We start from the raw sequence: 25777 nt of genomic DNA on the forward strand, positions 1-25777 counted from the left end.
TCGCTCTAGCACAGCGCCTCATCCAGATCACTGATCAGGTCATCAATGTCCTCCAGACCTACGGAAAAACGGAGTAGACCGTCCGTAATCCCGCGCTCCAACCGGACACTTTGCGGCATAGCCGCATGTGACATCATTGCTGGGTACGACAAGATACTTTCCACAGCTCCCAGACTCACCGCCACAATGGGAATACGTACACGACTGAGGACCTCTTTTGCACGCTCACCAGAACCCACATCAAACGATATCACTGCACCATAACCGCTCGATTGACTCTCATGAACTGCACGCCCTGGATGGTTCTCCAAACCCGGATAGTATACCGCTTCAATGTCATTGCGCTCGTTTAGCCAGTTTGCAAGCTTAGCTGCACTTTTTTCGCTGTGAGCCATACGCGCCTCTAGTGTCTTCATCCCACGCATAAGCAACCAAGACTCTTGCGGAGCCAGCACGGTACCCAATCCATTCTGCAGCTGCTTGATTTGTCTCCCCAATGATTCAGTACGAGCTACCGCAAGTCCTGCCAGTACATCACTGTGTCCACCTAAAAACTTGGTCGCACTGTGCAATACAATATCGACTCCCTGCTCAATCGGACGTTGATAATAAGGTGTCATAAAAGTATTATCCAATAACGTCAACAGCCCATTATCCCTTGCCCAAGAGGTTATTCCTGCCACATCGGTAATTTTAAGTGTCGGATTAGAGGGGGTTTCCATATACACAGCCCTTGTATTTTCCTGCAACGCCTCTTTCACAAGGTTGAGATCCGTCATATCGACGAAGGTCGTTTCGATATTCATCCGTTTCAAGATGGAGGTCAGCAGTCGATATGTCCCTCCATATACGTCCTCCGAAACAATGACATGATCACCAGCCGATAAGAGCATAAATGTAGTGGAGATAGCAGCCATACCAGAGGCAAAGGCAAAACCGCAAGCTCCGCCTTCTAATAATGCGATATAATCTTCTAAAGCTTGTCGTGTCGGATTACCTGAGCGGCTATAATCATGCTGCGGAGGATTAAAAATATCATGATGGTGAAAGGTCGAAGCTTGATAGATCGGGACACTCGATGCCCCTGTAACACTGTCAATTTCAGAGCCAAAATGCAGCAGCTTGGTTGCGAATTTCCGCCCTTTGCCCTGATCCTCTCCGATCTTCCTCGCATCCTCTATCATTGCTGCTCCCCTCCTTCTACTTCTTGACGTGCCGCTTCCAGTGCCGAACGCAAATCTTCAATCAGGTCATCTGTATGCTCGATACCTACGGAGAAACGAAGCAACCTGTCATCTACCCCGACTGCATCCCGAATTTCTGCCGGTATGTCCGCATGTGTCTGCACAGCAGGATAAGTCATTAGCGATTCCACACCGCCCAGACTTTCGGCAAACGCAATAAGCTTAATATGACGAAGCAAAGGCTCCACATAACGAGCATCCTTTACTTTAAAGGAGAAAATCCCTGTGTTTCCGCTGGATTGTTTATTTTGTATCTCACGACCCGGATGACCTTCAAGCGCCGGGTAAAATACTTCCGCCACTGCCGGATGCGTCAGTAAATAATTAGACAACACCGTTGCATTATGCTCATGTCGATCCATGCGCAGCGCTAACGTCTTCATCCCCTTCATCAACTGATAACAGTCGCTCGGGGAAAGCACGGCTCCTATGGAATTGTGCAGGAAGGAAATTTCAGCTGACAGCTCTTTTCCTTTGGTTACAATCAACCCTGCCAGCACATCGTTGTGCCCGCCCAAATATTTGGTTGCGCTATGTACCACAATATCCGCACCCAGTTCCAATGGCCGCTGGAAATATGGTGTTAGCAGCGTATTATCTACAATAGTAAGCAACTCATGTTGTGATGCCCATGAAGCCACCGCTTGAATATCAGTTATCATCATTAACGGGTTTGTAGGCGTTTCTATGAATACAGCTTTGGTATTCGGTCGACATGACTGTTGGAGTGCTACAAGATCGTTTGTATCCACATAGCTTGCGGTCACACCAAATTTGGATAAAATACGCTCTAGCAAACGATAGGTCCCGCCATAAAGATCCAGCGATACAATGAGGTGGTCTCCCTGTCCAAACAATGCAAATACAGTTTGCAGCGCTGCCATACCTGAGCTGCAAGCAAAGCCTGCATCACCAGATTCAAGTGCAGCAGCAGCCTCTTCCAGTACCTTTCGCGTGGGATTAATCGTCCGAATGTAATCAAACCCAGTGCTTTGGCCCAGACGGGGATGGCGGAACGCCGTAGATTGGTAAATCGGGTAATTAACAGCCCCAGTTACTGGCTCCTCAATTGAACCAATTTGTGCCAATCTGCTTTCGATTTTCCATTGTTTCTCACTCATATGAATCCTCCTGTTCACTTCCATAGTAGGTGCTATAACATATGCTGCAAAAATGGATGTCCTAGACTATACTGCTGCGCTACTGCAAGGCGTTACTGTATAAGGGTAAACGACAAGCCCCTTTTTAAATCTGAGGTCCGATATCATAAGGTGTTTCTTGGTATACATAATAGTTAAGCCAATTTGAAAATAATAAATTGGCATGAGCTCGCCAGATAGAGGGTGGTATGCGTTCAGGATCATCGTTAGGAAAATAATTTTTGGGGACGTCAATATCCAGTCCTTTGGCCACATCGCGGTCGTATTCCCATTTCAGTGAAAGCGGGTCATATTCAGAATGCCCTGTTACAAAAATTTGTTTACCGTCAAGTGTGGCTACTAGGTATACTCCAGCTTCCTCGGATTCGGATAAGACTTCTAATTCGGCAATATGATCAATATCTTCCCGCCGAACTTCTGTATGTCTGGAGTGAGGAGCATAAAACAGTTCATCAAAGCCGCGTAGCAATTTTACTTTAGGTTTAATTACGGTGTGTGGAAATACGCCAAAGCATTTGGTGTCGAGCCCGTATTTAGGGACATCGAAATGATGGTATAAGCCTGCCTGTGAGGCCCAACAGATATGCATGGTCGAAGTTACATTCGTTTTCGTCCATTCAAAGATCTGCCGGATCTCTTCCCAGTAGTTCACATCCTCAAACTCAAGCTGTTCAACCGGAGCTCCTGTAATGACCATGCCGTCAAAACGACTGTTCTTGATCTCATCAAACGTTTTATAGAACATGTTCAAATATTCTTGCGATGTATTTTTGGATATATGAGACTTCATATGCACCAACGTGACATCTACTTGTAGCGGCGTATTACCGACTAAGCGCAACAGTTGGGTTTCCGTCGTTTCCTTGGTAGGCATTAAATTCAAAATGGCGATACGCAACGGACGAATATCCTGATGATAAGCCAAGCTTTCATCCATTACGAAAATATTTTCGCCCTCCAGCACTTCCTTGGCAGGCAGCGTGTCTGGGATTTTAATCGGCATGTAAACTCACTCCTTGATCGGTAAGTTGTGCGAAAATCGTCTGGTAGAGATGCCGGGCATATAATAAAAAGACCTTTCTCAGTTAGAGAAAGGTCATATTTGTATCCATATGCGCCTCTCTCATCTGTCAGGGCTACGCTTTTTTGTACAAAGCGCGAGTCCTGCAAGAATTAGCACCGTGCGATAAAAATCGCCGGTTGCCGGGTATCATCGGGCTAGTCCCTCCACCTGCTCTTGATAAGATTTCGCTATATTCATTTTGGGTTCACAAAGTTCTTGTTGTTCACTTTAATGCATCGGCTGGGCTTCGTCAAGATGGACTTATAAATTTGTGCCCTGCATTCACATTTTGTCTACCTTTTCCATAGGTTAAATCATATCCTCGCTGTCGTAGAAGCTCATATGACTGCTGTTGATTTTGCCCATGATTTTGCGCTTGAAAGGCCGTAGGCCGAGCGTTATACTATACAAGTGCTAATAGGCAAAAATATGGTGCAGCAGTGTAGATTAGAGTGTTTTCTGCGATACTGTGGCAATCTAAAAAAGAACATTTGTGAGGTGAATCCGGAATGGAAGGCGACCCGAGTCCGAATAGGCGGCGATCCCTGAACAACAGCATAGGAATGACTTCAGCTTGCCGAAAGACGGGACGCCAGGCTCTGCACGCTCCAAAAGCCTTCTGCTTTTGATGGTATGCACGCTTACCCGAACCGGCTAACTGGCTAACTGAGTCCATTCCTTATGCTTAAGGTAAACGTATTTCCGTTACGACGGAGCATAAGGAGTGACATATATGAAAATCCGTTTGGTTAACAACGGGGTTTTTACCCCTGTCGAAGAAATTGAAATGGCGCTCACTGCACCGGCAGAAGGCTTTTATTGGATTGATGCCGATGTCGAGGATTTGACAGTGCTCCAGCCCTTATTTTCTATGCATGATCTTGCAGTAGAGGACTGTTTAAGTGAAGAAGAACAGCGTCCAAAGATTGAAATTTATGAAAGCCATTATTTTATCGTTGTAAATAGTATTCGTTTTGATGATGAAGAAATATTTTTGCGTGCTTTGAACATTTTTCTCGGCCGCCATTTTATCATTACGGTGACCAAGCAGAAAATCAATGAGCTTCGTACTCTCAAGCCTATGCTGTGGGAGCAGGAAGTCAGCCAGCCTGACCGTTTTATGTATCTGTTGGTCGACTTGATCGTTGACAACTATTTTCTGGTTGGTGACCGGATTGAGGTTCGTATTGAAAAGCTGGAAGAAGACATTCTAATGCATACGAAAAAGTCGCACTTGAACGAAATCATCGGCTTGCGCAGTGAGATTCTATGGCTAAAAAAAGTGCTCGGTCCGCAAAAGGAAGTCATCAATACCCTGAACAAACGGGATTTGCGACTTATCGACGATCAACTACAAAAATATTTTAGCGACATTTATGAAAATGCTGTGAAAATTTCGGAGACTTTCGAAACTTATCGCGACTTAATGGGGAACCTTAGAGAAGCTTATCAGTCAAGTATCGCCAACCGTGCTAATGAAATCATGCGTGTGTTTACCGCCATTACAACCGTATTTATGCCGTTGACGGTCATTACCGGAATATATGGGATGAACTTTGATAATATGCCTGAGCTTCATACACGTTATGGTTATTTTGTCGTCATTGGGATTATGGTGGCACTAGGTGTCAGTATGTTCTGTATTTTCCGCAAGAAGGACTGGGTTTGAAAAGAAGAGAGTAAACCAAAACTACCAAGCTGGGTGTTTATTCCGATTTTTCAAGCTTGGTCATCAAAAGCAGCAGCTGATTCCTATGAGGAACTCGCTGCTGCTTTTTTTATATTGCACCTTATTTGTACTTTAGGGCACTTCCAATCGTCTCTATATTATCCAACATGTTGGTCAGGTACCTCCTGATGGCGGAACCGTATACGAATCAATCGCAATCGCTCATAAATTTGATCCATTCCTGTTTCCGTCGCTTTTTCTTCTCCATACACTTTTAGCATAATGGGCTTGAGCAGCGTATCTCCCAACTCTGCATAAGCAGACCAGATGGCTGCTTGCTCCTCCTCAGATACATGTGCCAATTCCGTGCAGATCAGCTTCTCCATATCCATTCCATCCCTATCCAAATGTTCCACAGCTTCAATCATTTCTCGACGGTGCAAGCCTGTCTTCATTCCGATATGCTCCAGTGAAAGACCGTCCGAAATACCTTCGATAATCGCTCTAGTCAGGCTAAACTTGTTTAGTTCCTGTCTGTACTGGTTTTCTTTTTGCTTGTACAGCCATGACAAAAAAACTTCTTCTTCAAGTTCCTCTGTTACCCAGTTCAGCGGAAATGGCGTAGTCCGATCATTTTGCTTCGTAATAGCCAATAGCTCCGTCCCATATTGCGACACCTTACCCAGGCCCATACCAGGCAGTTCTAACAATTCTTCTTCGGTATGAGGAAGAAAGACACTGATGAGTCGAAGTAGTCGATTCGTAGCGATAAAATAAGGTGCTTTTCGCTCAGCTGCTGCCTTTTGCCGTCTCCACATTGTCAATTGTTCATACACCTCATCACGCGGAAACAAATCACTATAGCAATACAGCTTTTGTAGCGTTTGTCCACGTCCCGATGATCCTTCTTGTTCATGAAAAACGCCATGAATTAGAGGCCTGTAGCCCTCAGCCATCTTGAGCGCCAGCTCATGACGGTATACATGCAGTAATTCCTGCCACAAACTCCCCTCATACCAAAGATCGTCTATACTTTCATCTGGGACATGGTGTGTGCTCCAGCCTGCACTCCATCCCCCTTCATGTTGTCCAATCCATACCTGCGCAAAGTCCTCACAGCCCTGTTCATTCCGTTTGGACAAGCGATTTAAAAATACAATCTCCATGATTCTTCCTCCCTCATATAATTAGATTACTGACCCGCACAATACAAAAATGCAAAAAAAAAGCACCTATCCCGCGTATTCGCAAGAAAGGTGCTTCCCTTTTTGATCCGTACTATGCTGTTGCCTATATGATAACCGGACCTTGGAGTACCGTCAACCATAAATTCTAAGAATTCAGCTTTTCCTTGGCCAAAGCCAGAGCTCCGCACAATCCAGCATTGTCACCCAATCCTGGAGATACGATATATTGCTCAATTTCTGTAGTCAGACTTGAATGCTGTACATACCCGTTTAAAAGTTGTTGAAGCTTGGTACGAATGAGCGGGAACAGCTGATCCTGCTTCATTACTCCGCCGCCCATAATAATTTTTTGCGGTGAGAGGATTAAAATATAGCTCATTAGAGCCTGTGCCAGATAATGCGCCTCCATTTCCCAGGCAGGGTGATCCACAGAAAGCTCGTGTCCTTTAACCTTCCATCTTTTTTCGAGCGCCGGACCGGCTGCCAGTCCTTCCAGACAATCTCCATGATATGGACATGTGCCCTCATAGTTATCCTCTGGATGACGACGTACCAGAATGTGTCCCATTTCCGGGTGGGACAATCCATGTACCAGCTTTCCGCCAACCAAAGCACCCGCTCCGATGCCTGTACCTATTGTAATATACAGACAGTTGTCCAATCCTTTAGCCGCACCCCAAATGGATTCACCCAGTGCTGCTCCATTTACATCCGTGTCAAACCCCATAGGTACATCGAAATGCTCCTTCAGTTTGCCAATCAGATTATAATTTCCCCAATGCGGCTTTGGCGTTGTTGTAATATAACCATATGTATCACTGCCTTCGATAGGATCAATTGGTCCGAATGAGCCTACACCCAGCGCTTCAATCCCTTTGCCTTCAAAAAATGCGATGACATTCTCCATGGTTTCTGCTGGAGTTGTTGTTGGAAAGCTTGCTCTTTCCAAGACCTCCCCACGTTCATTTCCGATTCCACATACGAATTTGGTGCCGCCTGCCTCAATTGCTCCCAATACTGTCATAGCTGTTGTAATCCCCTCTCCATGATCTCTCTTCACTATATTCACCTGAAACGAGCCTAAGGTCAATCCCCTTATCACAATTGTATAAAATCCTTCACATGGCTATATATCTTCGCTGGCATAATGGCATATAAATAAGGACACTCACGCACCAAGCGTCAGCATCCCTATATAACTTAGTCTATCTGAAATGTACATCCCCAGCCTAACAGCTCTTCATTATGATCCGGTTGCGACACCCATCAACGTACACAAGCTTTTCATTTCAAGTTGCTCAAATTTGTCGACAATTTGCACGTGATCCAGTGTCAACAGACAGCTGTCTAAAGCACATGCAACAGGCACATCACAGTGAATTTTAGCAAGTTTGCGTGAAAGATGCAGCATATCCAAATCACTCTCGATCTTTTTACGGACCGACGGTGTCAATTGATCTAGATTTTCCAGAATGCCTTCAATGGAGTCGTATTCCTGCACCAGCTTGAGGGCCGTTTTTTCACCAATTCCGCGTACTCCCGGGTAATTGTCACTTGCATCACCCATCAGACCTTTGAGGTCCACCACTTGGCGCGGCTTAAGCCCTTTTTCAGACAACAGCGTCTCCGGGGTATATACCATGTAATTGCCATGTCCTTTTTTCATAATAATGACTTGTGTCCGCTCATCTACCAATTGAAGTAAATCATGATCTCCCGATAGAATCATGACATCCATGTCCTCATTTTGCGAATAATGGCGTGCGAGCGTACCGATGCAATCATCCGCTTCAAAGCCTTCCGCCCCAATGTTGGGAATGCCGAGGCTGTCCGTCACTTCACGGATCAAAGTAAATTGAGGAATCAAATCATCTGGCGCGTCGGCTCGGTTTCCCTTATACGCAGCAAAATGTTCCCCACGGAATGTCGTTCCGCCCATATCCCAGCAGCAAATGACGTGTGTAGGATTAAAGGTTTGGACTGCATCCCAAAAATATCGAATAAAACCATATATGGCGTTCGTTGGTACTCCAGCTTTTGTACGACGGATATAACCGTTTGCAGCGGTTGCATAATAAGCACGAAAAAGCAGGGCCATGCCGTCAACCAGCATTACGGATTGTTCATTGCGTTGTGTCACAGATTGTATTGCTCCCATTCATCATATTATTTAACCCACACAGTATAACATATCATGGTGGTAAATTGGGCGTTACTGAGCTCCCCATGTCCCCTCAAATGTTTCCTCTTTGAATCCTACCGTTACTTTACTCCCGTCAGTTACAATTGGACGTTTGATTAATCTTCCATTCGAGGACAAAAGTGAAATTTGCTCTTCACGGCTCATGCTTCCAAGCTTATCTTTCAGCTTTAACTCTTTGTATACTTCACCACTTGTATTGAAAAACTTTTTCAACTCCAGCCCGCTTTTATTAATCAAGTCTTCCAGTTCCTCCGGGCCGGGCGGTTGTTCAAATATAGGAATCAGTTCCGTCTCATGCCCCTTGTTTTGCAGCCATTTCACTGCATTACGACAGGTGCTGCATTTAGAATATTGATATACTTTCAGTTGGCTCATCGCTAGATTAACCTCCATTTAGTTTCAATCTATTATTGAATATTTTATTCTGGATGATATTGAGCTCTTAACAGCTCTTGCATTCCGATCATATCGTCCGGCAGAGGAGCGTAAAACGTCATCCGCTCCCCGGTCACAGGATGTACCAAGGACAATTCCGAAGCATGCAGGGCTTGTCGAGGCATCCTCGCATCAAGCTGATCATATCGCTCACGCTGCACAGCGTCATTAGGTGTAATCCGGTACATTTTATCTCCGATCAACGGGCAACCGATATATGTCATGTGCACCCGAATTTGGTGCGTACGTCCGGATTCCAACTTTAGACCGATGCGGCTTCCTCCGCTCCACACTTCCTCTAGCTTATATAGCGTAAGAGCAGGATAACCATCCGGGGTCACCATGCGCAAATGCGGATTATCCGGGTTGCGGTCAATCGGTCCGTCCACCCTGCCTTCCTGCTGCTCAGGGCGCCCATGCACCAAGGCTGTATAGCGTTTGTCCACCGTTCCCGCAATCATCTGTTCGGAAATATGCTGATGGACATACGGATTTTTAGCTACAACTAGCACGCCCGTCGTCTCCTGATCAAGACGATGAACAGGACGAAACCGAAACAGCTCCCCCTTGGTCTGCCAATAATGCACAACCCCGTTAGCCAGCGTCCCTGTGTAGTGACCATGAGTCGGGTGGACAATCATGCCCGCCGCCTTGTTCACTACTAACAGATGTTCATCCTCAAACAAAATCTCAAAAGGAATGGGTTCGGGTAAAATATCGTCGGAACGCTCGCGTTCCATGCGAATCTCTACTCGATCCCCGGACTTTACCTTTACGCTGATATACACACGTATCCCGTTCAGCATGATCCCCTGTTCGGTCAGCTTGAGTTTGGATATGAGCTTACGAGAAATGTTCATACGTTTTTGGAGAATGGTCTTCAACAACATGCCCTCCTCCTCAGGAGGGATCATATATACGATAGGTTCATAGTACAAGCTCATCACAAATTCCCGATTGCCTCCTTATTTGCGGAACACCTTTTTGCTGCGCACATATTCGACATCGGGCACACCCTGACGCACATTCGCTGTGCGAGCCACAACAAAGAAGTAATCGGACAGGCGGTTCAAATACCGACGTACCGCGGGATTGATATCTGTGTGCTTACCTAGTGTAACCGCACGGCGTTCCGCGCGTCGGCAAACCGTGCGGCAAACATGAAGCGTCGAAGATAATGTGCTTCCTCCCGGGATAATAAAGCGCTCCACCTTTGGATTTTCCTCCTGGCATGCATCAATCCAGCCTTCCAGCCGCTCTGCCAGCTCGTCTTTTACCTTATATTTACTTTCATTAATTTTAACAAACGCCAAATCCGAACCACAATCGAACAGCTCCTGCTGTATTTCTTCCAATTGAGTTCGAATGTCCGCAAACTTCTCCCCTTCGGCAAAGCTGATTGCTTGTCCTACAAAGCTGTTCAGCTCGTCAATGGTACCGTACGCCTCCACACGGTCGTCATCTTTGGACACTCGGCCGCCGATCACAGAAGTTTGTCCTTCATCGCCTGTTCTGGTATAAATACCCATATCATTCCATCCCCTTTATCATTCTGTGAGTGCTTTCAGTACCTTGATGGCTTCTTCCTTATTGCTAGTGCGTGGCGGTACAGTAGCAAATAATGTGTTTGAGTTATATTTTAGGTCCTTAAACATCTTCATCTGCTCCACCGGAATTCCGAATAAATGGGTTTCCTTGATTACATCCGTTCCTTCTTCCTCTTGCTCCTTTTTCTTAAATACGCCGCCCTCGAATACACCCCGCGCATACGTCTTTTTGTCAAAGGCATCATCTAACGGTAGATTCGAACCATTCTGTCCATACAACTTCATATCCTCTTCCGGCAAAAGAAACAAATCATGCTCTCCGGCCGCATATTCTACGACCAGTTTCTGCTGGTTGTACAGTGGGCTGACTGATATCTCGATCGTCGGAGCCTGTTCGCCCAGCTTATCCTTAAGCTTTTGTGCCAGTTCGTCACGAATAACTGAAGCATCCCCTTTATCCATAATAAATATGGAAAAGCTGTCCTTGTCCCGTCCCCCACATCCAGCCAATAGTATAAGTGCTATGATCCCGATAATCCATGGCGATATCCTTTTTAGCCCTGCTCTCATATGTACGCCCCCTCTTCCATGCCACTAATATATCATAAGTTGTGAATGCAAAAAAAGAAGGCCTTGCGGCCTTCTTCGTAGCTACGGTGACTTCACACAGTTACACTCTGCATTCCATACCGTACAGCTTCATGTATTCATTGATTTTCAAATCAAGCTTGCAGCTGATCTCGATGACAAGATCAGAGGTGAAGGACTGCTCTTCCTGAAACGTCCGCATCATCTCATTGCGCAGGAACAAAATTTCATCTTCCAGGGAAATGTCGTATCCTATTGAACTCGGCGACTTATATCCAACATATGACATGAGCACTCCTCCTGTAATTGAAAAATTGAACTTCCTGCTTCCGATTTCAAATTATAGCATAGAAATTTAGAAATAAAAGACTATTTTCTATGAATTACCCATAAAAAAAATAATTTTAACCTTCTTTTTTAACTTTTTCAACAAAATGACCAATCCGATCCAGAGCTTCCGTCAGCTGAGTGACAGAAGTCGCATATGAGCACCGAAGATAGCCTTCGCCTCCCAAACCAAACACATTGCCCGGTACAGCTGCAACTTTGGCCTCTGCCAATAGGCGCTGCGCAAATTCATCCGAGCTGAGTCCTGTGCTTTGAATACTCGGGAAAACGTAAAAAGCCCCTCTTGGCTCGTGGCATTCCAGACCAATGTCGCGGAATCCCTCAACCATCAGACGACGACGCTGATTATAGGCTTCTACCATTCGATCTTTCTCACCCATACCATTTCGCAAGCCTTCCAGTGCTGCAACTTGGCCCATAGAAGGCGCACACATAACAGTGTACTGATGGATTTTGAGCATAGCAGCAATCAAATCAGGATGCCCGCAAGTATATCCAATACGCCAGCCAGTCATGGCGAAGGCTTTGGAAAAACCACTAACGAGAATCGTACGATCCATCATACCCGGTACCGAAGCAAAGCTGACATGCTTGTCGCCATAATTCAATTCGGCATAGATTTCATCAGAGATGACGATCAAATCATGCTTTTCCACGATTTCCGCAATCGGAAGCCAATCTTCATAAGTCATCGTAGCCCCGGTCGGGTTGCTCGGATAGCATAAAATCAACACCTTGGATTTTGGTGTAATTTTTGCCTCCAGCGCCTCAGCCGTCAGCTTAAACTCATCCTTGGCAAACGTTTCAATACCGACCGGAATCCCGCCTCCAATCGAAGTGATTGGAGAATAGGAAATGTAGCACGGCTCAGGCACCAGAATTTCATCACCAGGTACAATTAAGGCGCGCAACGCAAGATCAATTGCCTCGCTACCTCCAACTGTTACGATAATCTCATTTTTAGGATCATAGCGGACGTCAAATTGCTCATTCAGATACTCACTAATCGCTTCACGCAGTTCTGGCGTTCCCGCATTAGACGTATAGCTGGTGAAGCCTCGCTCCAATGAATAGACACAGGCTTCCCGCATATGCCAAGGGGTTGTAAAATCCGGTTCGCCTACCCCCAGGGTAATAATGTCCTTGTTACCACCCACCAGGTCAAAAAACTTACGGATACCCGATGATGGAATCTCGCGTACCAATGGGGATAAATAAGAACTCATGGCCTTGTTACTGTCGGTGAATGCTTCTGTTTTGAAATTCATCATGATCTTCCTTTACGGCGAAATCATCAGACGATTATCTTCCTGATGGTCCTCAAAGATAATTCCGTCCTGCTTGTATTTTTTAAGCGTAAAATTAGTCTTGGTAGACAAAACCGAATCAATAGGGGATAGCTTCTCCGACACAAAATTAGCGACCTCACGGAGATTTCGGCCTTCCACCTCTACCAGCAAGTCATATGCTCCGGACATGAGATAAACAGATTTAACTTGCGGATACAAATAAATCCGTTCTGCAATCCCTTCAAATCCTCTTCCACGCTCAGGTGTAATCTGCACTTCGATCAAAGCGGTAACCTTTTCGTCGTCGACTTTGTCCCAATTGACTACAGCGGCGTATTTGACGATCACATGTTGGTCTTCAAGCTCTTTAATTGAGGTGCGTACGTCTTGCTCGTCTACCCCCAGCATAGTAGCCAATAGAGTCGGTGTTCTTCTTGCATCTTCTTTTAACAATTCCAGCACTTTTAGTTTTAATTCATTCAGCTCTGTCATTCTACATAAGGCCTCCATCGAAAGAGATTACTATACATCATACAATACGCACTTTAAACCTGCAAAGAAAAACCGTCCGCCCCGGTAAACCCGGCAGACGGACGGCTGTTATGGGAAATTGCTTCAAAAACGGAAAATCCCGTTTACATATAATAAGGGTTGCTTTGATGAGTAGATTGGCCTTGCTGATGCATAGGTTGACCATATACTCCCGCGGATGACGACTTCTGCTGAATGAACTGTTGGCATTCCTGTTGGGTCTTGCGAGCTTCTTGAATCTGTTTATCCAAATCGATGCGCAGCGCTTTAGTCGGAGCGGTGTACATATTATTCTGGCTCATTAGATGATACAAATCACCTTGCAGACGCAATGTATCATTCGTAAGGTCGGTGAACATCTGACGCACAGACGGGCAATTGGATTCTGTCGTCGCTGTTGTGTACTCGCGCACTGTACGTTTCATATCAGCAAGAATGGTATAGAGCAAATCCTCTTCGGGCATAAATGACATATTGTTTTGTGAATACATTCTGTCAAACCTCCTTTATTAGTTAGTCCAAATTACTGCTGCGGCTGCATTGGAGCAAGCTGCTGATGCTGTTGAAGAGCATTAGAAAGCAGATTCAAGTGGTGCTCATGAGTTCTTGCCAGTTGCAAACAGGCTTGTTGGATGGCTGGATGCTGAATAGACGCCGCTGTGGCCGCACATTGTTTGAGTAGTAGTTCTTCATTGGAAATGGAGTCCACGATGTACTCCAGCTCTTTGCCTGACAAGGGTTGCATGTTCGTAGATTGCATAATCTCTGTGCCTCCTTAAATGTTTTGTTGCACGCTGGTTATCTTGTCCCTTTGGCGAAATACTATGTACGCATAAGAGATACTACATATTACCTATGAGGAGTGCTATTTTATATGGAGTTGATAATCGGGAAAACATATTGGCCTAATACCTTGGAGCAGACGCTTGATTTTCCGCCTTTGGCAGAGGATTTAAATTGTGATGTATTGATTATCGGGGGAGGGATGAGCGGATCCATTTGCTCCAGGTTATTGGGAGAACAACAGATAGACACCGTGGTTATTGACAAGCGCAAGCTGGTACACGGAAGCTCTTTGGCCAATACAGGACTGCTGCAATATAGCAATGACAAGACCTTAACCTCTTGCATCCACACGTTTGGTGAAACGAACGGCGTACTGTTTTACCGCATGTGCAAAGATGCTCTGGATCAGTTAGAAAAGCTGTCCACCACACTGGATACAGACCCTACCTTTATTCGGCGCAGCAGCCTGTACTATGCAAGTACGTGGGAGGATGTACTGATGCTTCAGGAAGAGTACGAACAGCTAACCCGATTTGGATTTCCAGTGGAGTTCTGGGATGAGCAACAAGTTGCTGCCCGATTTCCTTTTCGAAAACCAGCGGCGTTGTACACACATGAAGATGCTGAAGTGAACCCATTTTGTTTTGCCCAGGGGCTGCTGCAATCTGCCAACCGTCTTGGTGTTCGCTTATATGAGCATACGGAAGCCAAGCATTTTGATTTCAACGATAATGAGGTCGTTTGTCATACCAGCGGTGGAATGATCCGAGCAAAAAAAGTTGTTTTTGCAACAGGTTATGAAACACAAGAGATTAAAGCCGATCGCGGGGCCGTTCTAGAGAGCTCTTATGCTATCGTCACCAATCCAATCGAAGATGCTCCCTTATGGCATGAGCAGTGTCTGATCTGGGAAACTGCTCGTCCTTATCTATATATGCGCTCCACACCGGAGGGACGGATCATTATTGGTGGTTTGGATGAACCTATATTGGATGCCAGCCAGCGTGAAATCAGGCTCTTACATCAACAGCAAAAGCTGCTACAATCGCTAAAGGAATTTTTTCCCGGTGTCCCATTTCAAATCGACTATGCTTGGGCAGCTGTATTTGGTTCCTCTCATGACGGCTTGCCGTATATTGGTCCACATCCGCGTTTTCCAAATTGCTACTTTTTGGAGGGTTACGGAGGGAATGGAGCAGTCACGAGTATGATGGCAGCACAGCTATTGGCTGATGAACTGACGGGCATACACCGACCTGAAATGGAGCTTTATTCTCTGACTCGTTCTACCAAACCCTCGCCCGAAACAACGGAACCGATGATTTAATTGGGATATAACAAAACCTCCTTTTCCTATATAAATGGATTTGGAGGTCATTTGTATGGAATTTTCAATTATTCGGTTTGCTTGTGCAAGCGTCGTGCATGGGAATCGGACTTGCTTTGCTTCGTTTTTTGTTCCATTTTGAGTACACTTCGCATGAAAATCCATCCAATCACTGGCATCAATGCAAGTCCAATCAACAACCAGATCATCGCCTCAGGGGCCTTGCTTATACTTAGGACACCCAAGAAAATCAATGTTCCCGTCAACCGACCTATCATTAAGCATAGTTCGCGCAACACCACCAGTTCCACTCTCTGATTAGCGTCTCCTTCACTCGTACCCATTAGATCAAAGCTCGCAGAGATCATAGGAATTAAATACAAGGGCATGAATAAAGCGGTGCCAATCCCCATAATCAGCAGCGTGCTATACTCCATACGCCACAATAGCGGTAAAAGCGCGATCACCAACAACACGGCACCCAACAACATACCAGCCGAGCGATAGTGTGGCTTGAGCCATTTTCCGACAGCCCAAAAGCTGAAAAATGAAACCCCCGATGTAATAAGTGAAAACTGTGCTAGCTTCCATTCCTGTTGAGTAACTACATACACAAGCAGCGTAATCAGGAAAGCAAACACCCCTTCGCGAATGCCCTGCGTAACAAGCGATAACGACAACGGACGCCACATACTTCCTTTTTGTGACAATCGCTGCTTAGGCTCTTTCCAATTGTAATTTCCTGTCGGTTTACGCTTGCGAAGAAAGAAACTTAGCACCACTCCTACGACATAAAAGGCCAAGGAAATACTGAATATCACGCGATAACCCGCGTCATCCTCCATACGCGCAATAATCCAACCAGAGAGCCAAGGACCCACTATACCGGAAAATGAGCCCAGCAGGCCCACCCATCCGTTAAAATGATCGCGACTTGCCTGATCCGTGACTTCGAAAAAAATGACATTAAACGCCAGCCAAAATAAACCTAACGCTGCACCCAACAACATTCCGAGCGGCCATATGTAGTTTACAGCCTGCGGTCCCGTATACAACACGATTAGATAGAATAGACCGGACAATGCGGTTCCCACGCGCAGGGCATTCATTTTGTTATGTTCCTTGACCCACTTTCCAGCTACCCAGACCATAATTCCCAACGCAATTTGTTGACTGACATTAAACCATCCGATCATCGCGTAATCCTGCCTGCTTTTCCACAAATACACATTAAGAAATGTGCCGGACAATGCTGCTGCAAACACAAACAATCCATTCAAGCTTAATAGCAGAATGGATTGTCCGTTCAGGTTTGATTTCAATGCAGTTCCCCCTAACGGAAAAATCACCAATCAGCTTATTACGAGTCAGCTTGTTCAAAGATTTCTTTGATTTAAGATGCCCGTATTGAGCTTGGACCTATCCGGGGAATCGCTATTTAATTATTGGAAATACCGCTGAGCTTCTCCAGCATTCGCAGTCGGTCATTCTCTGACAAAGTCTGCTGAACATGGAAGCAGCTAGGACACACATAAACATTCAAGACGAACGGCAAATCCAGAACAGGCTTGCCGAGCACTGGAGATATCGATGGTTCGAAGCCTTCTCTGGTTACGGTTTGCGAACCCGCATGCAGCATGTACTCTCCGCATTGGGAACATTCAAGAACCTCATCTTGCCTGTCGAGTAATTGTTCAGCCCCTTGTTCATAAGCCATAAGATCCGCACCGCTTTCTTCGAATTTTTGTAAAGTATGCAGCACAGGCAGCTTATGAAGCTCATTATCCTGCAATAACGGTGCATCAGCTGGCTTTTCAGATACGACTTCATCCTCTGCCTCGTATAAAATATCCTGCTCGTCATCATCGCCAAGCTGAATACTCAATGTACGATAACCCTTTAGGTCTTCTTTTTCATGAGCATGGAGCGCCGGGGTTACAGAAACCGCATGATCATGTGTCGCATCTTCATGCCCATCCGTATGTCTGTGAACAGATGGAGAAACAGACTCAGACTCCTCTTCATCATCTGTTATGTCTGAATATCCTTTCAGATCATTATGGCAATAAGGACACTCTTCTTCAGGCCCTAATTCTTCATCCCAAATAATTTCCATGTTACACCATGGACAAATAGTCATTTCCAAGCTTATCATCCTTCCGTTCCAAAGCGTATACCAAGCTCTAGTATACAGGATGTGTCAAGTTACACTCGCACCAATCACATAAGATAACGATATTGAAATAATCATAGAGAACAAACCGACCGCACGGTTATCCTCTTTAATCTCTTGATCGATAGAAAATACCGGTGTCAGAAATTCAAAAAGGAAGTATGCCGCAAGTAGCAGTAAAAAACCAACGAATGACCAGATCATCGTATCATACACGCTGGATTTTACCTCCATCGCAAAGCGGAGCACGTTGCAAATACCGAACATTTTCCCACCCGTTGCCATGGCTACCGAAACATTGCCTCGCTTGATCTCTTCCCAGCATTTATAACGGGTTACCAGCTCAAAGCAGGACAAAAATACAATTAACTCCAGCACCGCCACGGAGAAATAACCCAGCATCATCCCCAACGGATGTGATAGCAATTCATCAATCGCCATCTTCACCTCGTCCCTCCCGTTCTACCAAGCGTTCTCGGTCAGCAATCCATATCTATTCCAATTCAGCAACCGTTACACCCGTGCCGCCTTCATTGTAGTTACCGATACGGTAGCTTTTCACATGCTTATGCTTGCGCAGGTACTCCTGAATACCGGTTCTCAAGACCCCCGTACCTTTGCCGTGAATAATGTATACCTGACCCAGATTGGCCAAAAACGCTTCATCCATGAAGCGGTCCACTTCCATCAGCGCTTCCTCCACGTTTGCCCCACGAAGGTCAAGTTCACTTCGCACATTATCATCCCGTGTTCGCTTAACGCCAGTCACTGGCTTTTGGACCCTTGAAGCCGTCGTTTGGGCAGGTTGCAGCAGCTCCAGATCATCGAGACTGACCTTCATTTTCATGATGCCCAGTTGAACGATAGCTTCCTTGCTGCCAGTCAGTTCAACCACATGGCCTTTTTTATTCAGACTGTGAACGGATACTTCATCGCCAGCCATGATGGAACGAGTACGCGTAGTGATTGAACGTTTGGCTGTACTTTTCTTGCGTTGCTTCGGTTCAGCTTCATCCAGTTCTTTACGAGCTGCAATCAGCTTGTGCTCCTTAACCGAGGCTCCCTCTTCCTGAGCCAATCTGCGCAAATCAGTAATAATTTTTTCTGCTTCACTACGAGCCTTATCCACGAGAACTCTTGCTTCGTCTTCGGCCTTTTCCAACATACGGTCCCGTTGTGACTCCAGCTTATCCAGCTCGGTCTGATGACGGGTACGCAATGCTTCCATTTCCTTACGCAGCTGCTCTGCTTTTTCCCGTTCTTGCTCAGCGGTCAAACGGTTCTGCTCCAGTGATGCAATCATGTGCTCGACGCGCTGATCTTCTTCCGTTACCTCGCCACGGGCATAATCTAATATCCGCCCTGGTAATCCCAATCGCTCGGCAATGGCAAAAGCGTTACTTCGCCCAGGTACACCAACCAGAAGACGGTAAGTCGGGCTTAATGTAGCGACATCAAACTCCATACTTGCATTAATAATTCCTTTGCGTTCATAGGCATACGCCTTCAATTCACTATAGTGAGTCGTCGCCACCATACGGCAACCCAGAGCATGTATATGCTCCAAAATAGACACAGCCAGAGCCGAACCTTCTGCCGGATCTGTTCCTGCCCCCACCTCGTCAAGCAATACAAGACTTTTGGGTGTCATATTTTTCAAGATGCTAATAATATTGGTCATGTGACTGGAAAATGTACTCAAGTTCTGTTCAATGCTCTGCTCGTCACCAATATCGGCATAGATTGCATCAAATACGCATAGCTGGCTTTCATCCTCAACAGGCACAAACAGTCCAGACATCGCCATCAAACTTAGCAGACCTATCGTTTTCAGGGTAACAGTTTTCCCCCCTGTGTTCGGTCCGGTAACGATAATGGAGGTGTACGAATTACCCAGTTCCACATCTATGGGAACGACCTGTTCCAACGGAATTAGAGGATGTCTACCCTTTTTCAGCTTCAAGTACCCACGATCATTCATTAAGGGCAGCGTTGCCTTCATTTCACGAGCGAGACGCGCTTTCGCAAAAATAAAATCAAGATTGCCCAAAATATCCACATCATACAGCAACATATCCGCTTGTTCTGCGACAAGTGCGGTCAGCTTTTGTAAAATGACTTCAATTTCACGCTCTTCTCTCAGCCTGGTTTCCCTCAGCTTGTTGTTCATGGCCACGATGGATTCAGGCTCGATAAACAATGTTGCGCCAGACCCGGATTGATCATGCACAATTCCGCCAAAATAAGAACGGTATTCGGCCTTGACCGGGATGACAAACCGATCTCCACGAATCGTAATCAACTGATCCTGAAGCATTTTGGACACAGTTGAGGAGCGAATCATGGAATCCAGCTTCTCACGAATACGCACTTCACCGGAGCGCAGCTCCCGACGAATTTGTGAAAGCTCTGTACTGGCCGAATCCAGCACTTCTGCATTTTCGTCAATACAGCCTTTAATGGAGTTTTCCAAACTTCTTTGTTCCGAAAGCTGCTCACTCCAATACAGCAAAGTTTCAACAGGATTTTCCTCATGCAAACTTGTGACATATACCTGTATACGGCGTGCAGCTTGAACCGTTGTCCGAATACCAAGCAACTCCTGCGGACTTAACGTTCCTCCAATACGGGCACGCTTCACCGCCGGAGTGATATCCACTACTCCGTTAAATGAAGGCACTCCTTTTAGTCGATCAGCAGCATAGGCCTCGTCCGTACCTTTCAGCAATTTCTTGATATGCTCCAAATCATCGCTGGGCTGTAATCGAAGGGCTGTCTGTTGTCCCGTTGCCGTTTGGGCATAGTGACTTAGTTTATTTAGAATTTTTTGATATTCAAGGGTTTTGAAAATTTTAGAGTCCAACTTCACTGCTCCTTTCACTTATATCTATATTATACCGAAAGCAGCAAACTTACGCTATTTGCCAACTATGCTTTACACATAAGAAAGCTCTTCATGCCACACACTAACCTTTGTCTAACCCTGTTAATTCAAAAAAACAAAGGAGGTTATTCCGTGAGCATTCTTGGGCACATTGTACGTTTCATCGTTGCCGCTCTGGTTTTGATGGTCGTAAGCTGGATCGTTCCCGGATTTAGTGTAGGCGGCTTTTGGAGCGCGCTGATCCTTGCCATTGTCATTGCCTTGATTGGCTACATCGTTGAGGCAGTGTTTGGTCGACGCGTTTCTCCATTTGGACGCGGTATTGTCGGTTTTCTAGTGAGCGCTCTGGTTATCTGGGTCGCTCAATATGTCGTGGCCAATGTTAGTGTTTCTATTTTGGGCGCATTGCTCGCTGCATTGGTTATCGGGATTATCGATTTGTTCATTCCGGTATCGACACCATTTGAAGCCGGGCGTAAGGAAGGGAAATAATTTCAGCGGACACTTCCAGCATAGCTGTCCCGAAGCAGATTCGTCTGCCAAAGGACAGCTTTTTGTCACTTACACTTCTTAGCGATCCATAAACAAACAATCCCCGGCCATGAGCAGCCGGGGATTGCCTTACAATTATAATCCGTATCTACTGATCCTGTTCGATAAGTTCAATCCATTCATTATACTCGGTTTGAAGCTTGGTGTATTCTTCCTTTAATTGACGTAATTCAGTCGAGATCTTCTCTGCATTTTCTCGGTCTACATCCTGTTGTACTTGTAATAAACGAAGCTGATGAGCTGCCATTTCATATTTTTGACCCACTTCGTCTAATTCAGACTGCAAGGCCATCCGTTCCTGCTCTATGGACTGCTGTTCTGCCTTTGCGGTGTTGGCAGCTTCAACTGCAGAACGAATCTCTTCCTGAAGTTGTTCCTTTTGTTCAATCGTTACCGCTATCTCCCGTTCCCAAGAAGCAAATTCTTCCTTACGGGCAGCATCTTCAGCTTCCAGACGTTCCGCTTCAGCCTTCAACTGATCGTATTTAAGCTGCCATTCCACAGATGCCTTCTCAGCATGTTCCAGTTCACTTTGCCGATCATGATTTTCCTGCTGGAGTTGCTTAATATGTTGCTCCAGCTGTCCAGCTCGGCTCTTCATGCTTCCATATTGCTCCAGAAGCGATTGATATGCCTTTACGCCCTCTTGCTCTCGGACTTTGGCTTTCTCAAGCTCGTCCTGAACGCGAATCAGCTCAGGCGATAGCTCCTTGATCTTCGCTTCAAGTTGAATTAGACGTTGCTGCTGTGAAGCATATTTATCATTAGCAGCTTCAACCTCAGTCACAGTCCGCTGTAGTTGTTGCTCTATTGCTTCCTTCTGTTCACGCGCTTCCAGCAGGGAAAGCTCCAACTCGTCGGCTGCCAATTGACGTTCTTCTGCAAGCTTCTTCCATGACTTCTCACTTTCAGCGAGCGTAGCCAGCTCGCTTTGCAGCTTGCGAGAAGATACATGAGCTTGCTCCAGCAGCTTCTGCATCCGGCGCTGCTCTTCCTCCAGCTTAGCCGCCTGCTGCTGCGTAGCCTTGGCTTCATCCAGCAATTGATCATATCTGTTTTGCAGTTCTTCACGCGCAAGCGTATCTGCCTGCTCCCGCTCTGTTGCCGCCTGTTGTTGTGCTTGCAGCTCAGCTTCCAGTTCGGACTGTTGTTGCTCCAATGCTGCAGCTTGCTCTTGAGCCTCCTTCAAACGAGAAGAAAGCTCTGCACTACCTGCCTGTACTTGTTCTAATTGCTCCTGAAGCTCCTCCATACGAATCTCCTGCTCCAGTGCAGCTTCCTCGGCACGTTTCTGTGCCTCCTCATGCTGGAGCTTTTGCTCATTTAGAGCCAATTCAGCCTGTTTACGTTCCTGCTCCAGCTGTTCATTCAGCCCGGAGCACTTGATCTGCCATTCGCTTATCTTCTGGCTATGCTCTTGCTGCAAAGCAGATCGCAGCTTGTCTAGCTCAGTGCGATTTCGCTCCTGATGAGCCTTTTCCGCAGCGGAAAGCTTAGCTTCAGCTTGTTTAGCCGCTTCGACTATTTCCTTCTTCAACTGCTCTTCTGTCTGCCGGACACGCGCATTCGCAGCCTCTTGCTGCTCTTTCAGCTTACGAGAAGCTTCTTGGCGAGATTCTTCCAATTCACGCTTAGCTTGTTTTTGTGCATTTTCAAGTTCAGCCGCTTTTTTCTCCTGCTGTTCAAGCTTTGCCCTTAGTTCGGCAATTTCCTTGGCTGACACAGATTCAGTCTCCACCAGCTTTTTCTGCGTCGTTTCTTTTTCTTCCCTCAATTGAACAAGGGCTTGATGCATATCTGTATTTTTCTGCTGTTGTTCCCCTAGAGCCGTCTGGAGTTGGGCCAGATCTCCCCGGAGCTCCGCCCGTTCCGCTGCCAAGCGGTTCATATGGCTCTGGATCTCCTGAATTTGTACAGCTTCTTCAGCCATATGAACCGCAGCCAGCACGGCAATTCGGGGCATATCCAGACGCGAATGAGCTTGAGAAATGCTGTGCATACGTTCATCTACGTAATTGGCAACCTGCTTCATATAATCACTATTACTGCCGACAAGTTTATAAGAAGTACCGTAGATCTCTACAGTGACGCGAGTACGATCTGGTGTAGTCACAATTATGCCCTCCTTCAATACTACTGTATGTTGATTCTAAGGTGTGTCCGGTACTAGGGTAACCCGCCTTCCGTGAAGCGTTCAACCTTATTAGTCCGGCTTCCCCGCAGCGGGTGAATATCAGAGTAGAGAGCTTCTATGATGATAGGCCAAAAAGCCGTATCGAACCTCTGTCACTAAGATTCGATACGGCTTCCCGCATTTCCTGCTACTTTCTCAATTCCGCTCCAAAAGTTTGTTCCAGAGACGTAACGACAGGAGAATGCGCCGCATTGATCTCTTCATCCGTCAACGTATGCTCCCAATGACGATAGGTCAGGGAAATAGCCACGCTTTTCTTGTCTTCACCAAGCTTGCTGCCTGTAAATACATCAAACACCCGTGCATCCTGCAACAGTTCTCCGCCTGCAGCGTGAATAACACGAAGCAGTTCACCTGCCTCAACGTCTTTATTTACCACGAGGGCAATGTCACGTTCCACGGATGGGAAGCGAGCCAGCTCTCTGAACTGAATATGAGAGTTTGCATGCTCAACAAGCTGTTGCAACGCAATTTCAGCTACATACGTATCGTTCAGTCCATAGGACTGTTGCAGTTCAGGATGGATCTGTCCAACCGTACCGATCCGTTGGGAGCTTCCGTTCACATCCAGCCATACTGAAGCGGAACGTCCTGGATGGTAGCTTTGCGGCTGGTCAGCCACATAACGAATGCTGGCACTTAGTCCGAAATAGTCAAACACCGTTTCAAGCGCACCTTTAATATCAAAGAAATCGACCTTTTCAGCTCCGATGTTCCATTGTTTCTCACGGCGTACTCCAGTCAACAGCAGACTCATCACTTGAATTTCTTGCGGCTGGCGGGTTAACGTTTGCTCTTCTGTATAGAATACAGTTCCCATCTCAAAAATCGCTAGGTTATCTTGCTTGCGATTCATGTTGTACACCGCTGTATCCAGCATCTGCGGAATGATACTTGTACGCAACACACTACGATCTTCACTCATAGGCATAGCCAAACGTACCGGATGGCTGCCTTCTGTTAGAGCGTTAAACAAACCCGTGCTTTGCGGATGTACAAAAGAGTAACTGATCGTCTCCTGCCAGCCACCATGAGCCAGCAATCTGCGCAAGGAGCGACGCAGAGATTGCGATGCCGTCAAAGCTCCTGGAGTTGTTGGACCTTCAATCGGCGTGGTTGGGATATTATCGTAACCATACAGACGTGCTACTTCTTCGATTAAGTCCACATCAATGGTAATATCTCTACGGCGTGTAGGTACTTCAACTTCCAGCACCCCTGGCTCTGTGTCGCCGCATCCGAAATGAAGTCTACCAAAAATCGTCTTCACCTCAAGCAGTGACAGTTCGGTTCCCAAATATCGATTTATTTTATCTAGCGACAGCTTGATAATATGATTTTCAGCTTTTGCGGAAGCAGACTCTACAATACCCTGGTGTACAGTGCCCCCTGCATAACGCTGGATCAGCGCAGCTGCACGATTCACAGCAGGTATAACAGCACCTGGATCAACCTCTTTTTCAAAACGCAGGCTTGCTTCCGAACGCAGTCCAAGTTGACGGGATGTTTTGCGAACTGTTCCCCCGTCAAACTTCGCAGATTCCAACGCAATGCTAACCGTTGCATCCGTAACCTCAGAGTTGGCTCCGCCCATTACGCCTGCTAATGCAATCGGCTTCACGCCGTCCGTAATCAGCAGCATATGCGGTTCCAGCTTACGTTCCTGATCGTCAAGTGTAATCAAAGTTTCGCCTGTACGAGCAAGCCGAACCTCAATATTTCCATTTTCCAGCTTATCCGCATCAAAAGCATGCAACGGCTGGCCGTATTCCAGCATAACGTAGTTCGTAATATCTACGATATTGTTAATCGGACGAACACCTGCCGCCATCAGACGATTTTGAATCCATAACGGGGAAGGCCCCACCTTTACACCTGTGATATAACGCGCTGCATAGTGCGTACACAGTTCAGGAGTATCTACCTTTACGGACAGATGATCTGCCGCTGCATCGCTAATTTCCACCAGATCCTTAGCGGGGTCAGCCAGCGAAATGTCACGTCCTAGAATGGCACTCACTTCATAAGCGGCTCCATGCATGCTCAGGCAATCCGAACGGTTGGGTGTCAAATCAAAATCCAGCACCTGGTCATCCAGGGCAAGCAGCTTCGTAATTGGCGTACCAATTTCAGCATCTTCTGGCAGCACCAAAATGCCTTCCTGCAATTCTTTTGGCAATAGCTTATCATTCATGCCCAGTTCTTTGGCCGAACAGATCATGCCCATGGACATAACACCACGCAGCTTGGCCTTTTTAATATGAAAATCTCCTGGCAGCTTGGCACCTACAACTGCAACAGGAACCTTTTGACCTGCATCCACGTTCTTGGCACCACACACAATTTGCAAGTCTTCTCCCTGACCCGCATCGACAATACACACATTCAGCTTATCCGCATCTGGGTGCTTTTCTTTGCTTTTGACATAGCCTACAACGACGCCAGTAATTCCTTGGTTACGATGTTCGACTTCATCAATTTCAATGCCCGAACGGGTGATTTTTTCTGCTAGCTCCTCCGCACTCACTTGATCCAGTGATACATACTCGGACAGCCAATCGAATGATACTTTCATATGGGTTCACTTCCCTTGATAT

The 25777-nt window shown here is 46.3% G+C and carries 24 protein-coding genes and 1 riboswitch; of the genes, 3 read left to right on the forward strand and 21 right to left on the reverse strand.

The window, feature by feature from the left end; translation table 11 throughout:
* Positions 1-5: 5 nt before the first annotated feature.
* The 3 genes from ACXHJ2_RS15610 to metA form a co-directional block, all read right to left on the reverse strand.
* The gene (locus tag ACXHJ2_RS15610) at positions 6-1184 is read right to left on the reverse strand and encodes an aminotransferase class I/II-fold pyridoxal phosphate-dependent enzyme (protein WP_165081453.1); all 1179 of its coding nucleotides are present in this window, start codon (positions 1182-1184) and stop codon (positions 6-8) included.
* Entirely contained in the window at positions 1181-2365 is a 1185-nt protein-coding gene (locus ACXHJ2_RS15615; RefSeq protein WP_137078149.1) for a PLP-dependent transferase, read from the reverse strand. Before ACXHJ2_RS15615 ends, ACXHJ2_RS15610 begins: the two co-directional genes overlap by 4 nt.
* Before the next feature lie 124 nt (positions 2366-2489).
* Positions 2490-3407, reverse strand: a complete 918-nt coding sequence (gene metA, locus ACXHJ2_RS15620) for a homoserine O-acetyltransferase MetA (protein ID WP_040101786.1) — start codon at positions 3405-3407, stop codon at positions 2490-2492.
* A gap of 117 nt (positions 3408-3524) precedes the next feature.
* Positions 3525-3651, reverse strand: a riboswitch (SAM riboswitch).
* Between the two features lie 549 nt (positions 3652-4200).
* On the opposite strand from metA, the gene corA reads away from it, so the two are divergent.
* Complete coding sequence (gene corA, locus ACXHJ2_RS15625; RefSeq protein WP_013370115.1) at positions 4201-5136, forward strand: magnesium/cobalt transporter CorA; 936 nt, start codon at positions 4201-4203, stop codon at positions 5134-5136.
* 158 nt (positions 5137-5294) lie between these two features.
* Here corA and ACXHJ2_RS15630 read toward each other — a convergent pair whose 3' ends face one another.
* From ACXHJ2_RS15630 to ACXHJ2_RS15685, 12 genes are all read right to left on the reverse strand, one after another.
* Entirely contained in the window at positions 5295-6302 is a 1008-nt protein-coding gene (locus ACXHJ2_RS15630) for an HRDC domain-containing protein (protein ID WP_165081451.1), read from the reverse strand.
* Between the two features lie 166 nt (positions 6303-6468).
* Positions 6469-7347: an ROK family protein gene (locus ACXHJ2_RS15635; RefSeq protein WP_172800007.1), complete on the reverse strand. Its 879-nt coding sequence runs from the start codon at positions 7345-7347 to the stop codon at positions 6469-6471.
* A 219-nt stretch (positions 7348-7566) separates the two neighbouring features.
* Positions 7567-8463: a 5'-3' exonuclease gene (locus ACXHJ2_RS15640; RefSeq protein WP_013370112.1), complete on the reverse strand. Its 897-nt coding sequence runs from the start codon at positions 8461-8463 to the stop codon at positions 7567-7569.
* A 72-nt stretch (positions 8464-8535) separates the two neighbouring features.
* Positions 8536-8901 (reverse strand): arsenate reductase family protein, encoded by a 366-nt coding sequence (locus tag ACXHJ2_RS15645; RefSeq protein WP_013370111.1) that lies wholly within the window; start codon positions 8899-8901, stop codon positions 8536-8538.
* A gap of 44 nt (positions 8902-8945) precedes the next feature.
* Positions 8946-9905, reverse strand: a complete 960-nt coding sequence (locus ACXHJ2_RS15650) for an RluA family pseudouridine synthase (protein ID WP_165081560.1) — start codon at positions 9903-9905, stop codon at positions 8946-8948.
* 21 nt (positions 9906-9926) lie between these two features.
* Positions 9927-10490, reverse strand: a complete 564-nt coding sequence (locus tag ACXHJ2_RS15655; protein WP_013370109.1) for a cob(I)yrinic acid a,c-diamide adenosyltransferase — start codon at positions 10488-10490, stop codon at positions 9927-9929.
* An 18-nt stretch (positions 10491-10508) separates the two neighbouring features.
* A complete protein-coding gene (locus ACXHJ2_RS15660; protein ID WP_058829253.1) occupies positions 10509-11078 on the reverse strand; it encodes a hypothetical protein in 570 nt (189 codons plus the stop codon).
* Between the two features lie 100 nt (positions 11079-11178).
* Positions 11179-11385 (reverse strand): aspartyl-phosphate phosphatase Spo0E family protein, encoded by a 207-nt coding sequence (locus ACXHJ2_RS15665; RefSeq protein WP_013370107.1) that lies wholly within the window; start codon positions 11383-11385, stop codon positions 11179-11181.
* 115 nt (positions 11386-11500) lie between these two features.
* Positions 11501-12712: an aminotransferase class I/II-fold pyridoxal phosphate-dependent enzyme gene (locus ACXHJ2_RS15670; RefSeq protein WP_081317831.1), complete on the reverse strand. Its 1212-nt coding sequence runs from the start codon at positions 12710-12712 to the stop codon at positions 11501-11503.
* 12 nt (positions 12713-12724) lie between these two features.
* On the reverse strand, positions 12725-13225 hold the full coding sequence (locus ACXHJ2_RS15675; protein ID WP_013370105.1) for an Lrp/AsnC family transcriptional regulator: 501 nt from the start codon (positions 13223-13225) through the stop codon (positions 12725-12727).
* A gap of 143 nt (positions 13226-13368) precedes the next feature.
* Entirely contained in the window at positions 13369-13755 is a 387-nt protein-coding gene (locus ACXHJ2_RS15680) for a spore coat protein (RefSeq protein WP_025676375.1), read from the reverse strand.
* A 32-nt stretch (positions 13756-13787) separates the two neighbouring features.
* The gene (locus ACXHJ2_RS15685; protein ID WP_013370103.1) at positions 13788-14024 is read right to left on the reverse strand and encodes a hypothetical protein; all 237 of its coding nucleotides are present in this window, start codon (positions 14022-14024) and stop codon (positions 13788-13790) included.
* 114 nt (positions 14025-14138) lie between these two features.
* On the opposite strand from ACXHJ2_RS15685, the gene ACXHJ2_RS15690 reads away from it, so the two are divergent.
* On the forward strand, positions 14139-15377 hold the full coding sequence (locus ACXHJ2_RS15690; protein ID WP_165081449.1) for an NAD(P)/FAD-dependent oxidoreductase: 1239 nt from the start codon (positions 14139-14141) through the stop codon (positions 15375-15377).
* 68 nt (positions 15378-15445) lie between these two features.
* On the opposite strand, the gene ACXHJ2_RS15695 is transcribed toward ACXHJ2_RS15690, so the two are convergent.
* From ACXHJ2_RS15695 to ACXHJ2_RS15710, 4 genes are all read right to left on the reverse strand, one after another.
* Positions 15446-16699: an MFS transporter gene (locus tag ACXHJ2_RS15695; RefSeq protein ID WP_165081447.1), complete on the reverse strand. Its 1254-nt coding sequence runs from the start codon at positions 16697-16699 to the stop codon at positions 15446-15448.
* A 116-nt stretch (positions 16700-16815) separates the two neighbouring features.
* Positions 16816-17523 (reverse strand): hypothetical protein, encoded by a 708-nt coding sequence (locus ACXHJ2_RS15700; protein WP_137078144.1) that lies wholly within the window; start codon positions 17521-17523, stop codon positions 16816-16818.
* Positions 17524-17577: 54 nt separating this feature from the next.
* Positions 17578-17991 (reverse strand): DUF350 domain-containing protein, encoded by a 414-nt coding sequence (locus ACXHJ2_RS15705; RefSeq protein ID WP_165081558.1) that lies wholly within the window; start codon positions 17989-17991, stop codon positions 17578-17580.
* A gap of 52 nt (positions 17992-18043) precedes the next feature.
* Complete coding sequence (locus ACXHJ2_RS15710) at positions 18044-20413, reverse strand: endonuclease MutS2 (RefSeq protein WP_165081445.1); 2370 nt, start codon at positions 20411-20413, stop codon at positions 18044-18046.
* A gap of 153 nt (positions 20414-20566) precedes the next feature.
* Between ACXHJ2_RS15710 and ACXHJ2_RS15715 the strand changes: the two genes are divergently transcribed.
* Positions 20567-20926 (forward strand): phage holin family protein, encoded by a 360-nt coding sequence (locus ACXHJ2_RS15715; RefSeq protein WP_013370097.1) that lies wholly within the window; start codon positions 20567-20569, stop codon positions 20924-20926.
* A gap of 148 nt (positions 20927-21074) precedes the next feature.
* Here the strand turns inward: ACXHJ2_RS15715 and ACXHJ2_RS15720 are convergent, their stop codons facing one another.
* Both ACXHJ2_RS15720 and pheT read right to left on the reverse strand, forming a co-directional pair.
* Positions 21075-23099, reverse strand: coding sequence for a DNA repair protein (locus ACXHJ2_RS15720; RefSeq protein WP_165081443.1), 2025 nt, complete (start codon positions 23097-23099; stop codon positions 21075-21077).
* 208 nt (positions 23100-23307) lie between these two features.
* Complete coding sequence (pheT, locus tag ACXHJ2_RS15725; protein ID WP_165081441.1) at positions 23308-25755, reverse strand: phenylalanine--tRNA ligase subunit beta; 2448 nt, start codon at positions 25753-25755, stop codon at positions 23308-23310.
* Positions 25756-25777: the final 22 nt, after the last annotated feature.

The sequence above is a fragment of the Paenibacillus sp. ALE3 genome (assembly GCF_054113405.1).

Coding starts and splice junctions, on each gene's coding strand:
- ACXHJ2_RS15610 (WP_165081453.1), bottom strand. CDS start 1,184: ATGATAGAGGATGCGAGGAAGATCGGAGAGGATCAGGGCAAAGGGCGG.
- ACXHJ2_RS15615 (WP_137078149.1), bottom strand. CDS start 2,365: ATGAGTGAGAAACAATGGAAAATCGAAAGCAGATTGGCACAAATTGGT.
- metA (WP_040101786.1), bottom strand. CDS start 3,407: ATGCCGATTAAAATCCCAGACACGCTGCCTGCCAAGGAAGTGCTGGAG.
- corA (WP_013370115.1), top strand. CDS start 4,201: ATGAAAATCCGTTTGGTTAACAACGGGGTTTTTACCCCTGTCGAAGAA.
- ACXHJ2_RS15630 (WP_165081451.1), bottom strand. CDS start 6,302: ATGGAGATTGTATTTTTAAATCGCTTGTCCAAACGGAATGAACAGGGC.
- ACXHJ2_RS15635 (WP_172800007.1), bottom strand. CDS start 7,347: ATGACAGTATTGGGAGCAATTGAGGCAGGCGGCACCAAATTCGTATGT.
- ACXHJ2_RS15645 (WP_013370111.1), bottom strand. CDS start 8,901: ATGAGCCAACTGAAAGTATATCAATATTCTAAATGCAGCACCTGTCGT.
- ACXHJ2_RS15650 (WP_165081560.1), bottom strand. CDS start 9,905: ATGAGCTTGTACTATGAACCTATCGTATATATGATCCCTCCTGAGGAG.
- ACXHJ2_RS15655 (WP_013370109.1), bottom strand. CDS start 10,490: ATGGGTATTTATACCAGAACAGGCGATGAAGGACAAACTTCTGTGATC.
- ACXHJ2_RS15660 (WP_058829253.1), bottom strand. CDS start 11,078: ATGAGAGCAGGGCTAAAAAGGATATCGCCATGGATTATCGGGATCATA.
- ACXHJ2_RS15665 (WP_013370107.1), bottom strand. CDS start 11,385: ATGTCATATGTTGGATATAAGTCGCCGAGTTCAATAGGATACGACATT.
- ACXHJ2_RS15670 (WP_081317831.1), bottom strand. CDS start 12,712: ATGAATTTCAAAACAGAAGCATTCACCGACAGTAACAAGGCCATGAGT.
- ACXHJ2_RS15675 (WP_013370105.1), bottom strand. CDS start 13,225: ATGACAGAGCTGAATGAATTAAAACTAAAAGTGCTGGAATTGTTAAAA.
- ACXHJ2_RS15680 (WP_025676375.1), bottom strand. CDS start 13,755: ATGTATTCACAAAACAATATGTCATTTATGCCCGAAGAGGATTTGCTC.
- ACXHJ2_RS15685 (WP_013370103.1), bottom strand. CDS start 14,024: ATGCAATCTACGAACATGCAACCCTTGTCAGGCAAAGAGCTGGAGTAC.
- ACXHJ2_RS15690 (WP_165081449.1), top strand. CDS start 14,139: ATGGAGTTGATAATCGGGAAAACATATTGGCCTAATACCTTGGAGCAG.
- ACXHJ2_RS15705 (WP_165081558.1), bottom strand. CDS start 17,991: ATGGCGATTGATGAATTGCTATCACATCCGTTGGGGATGATGCTGGGT.
- pheT (WP_165081441.1), bottom strand. CDS start 25,755: ATGAAAGTATCATTCGATTGGCTGTCCGAGTATGTATCACTGGATCAA.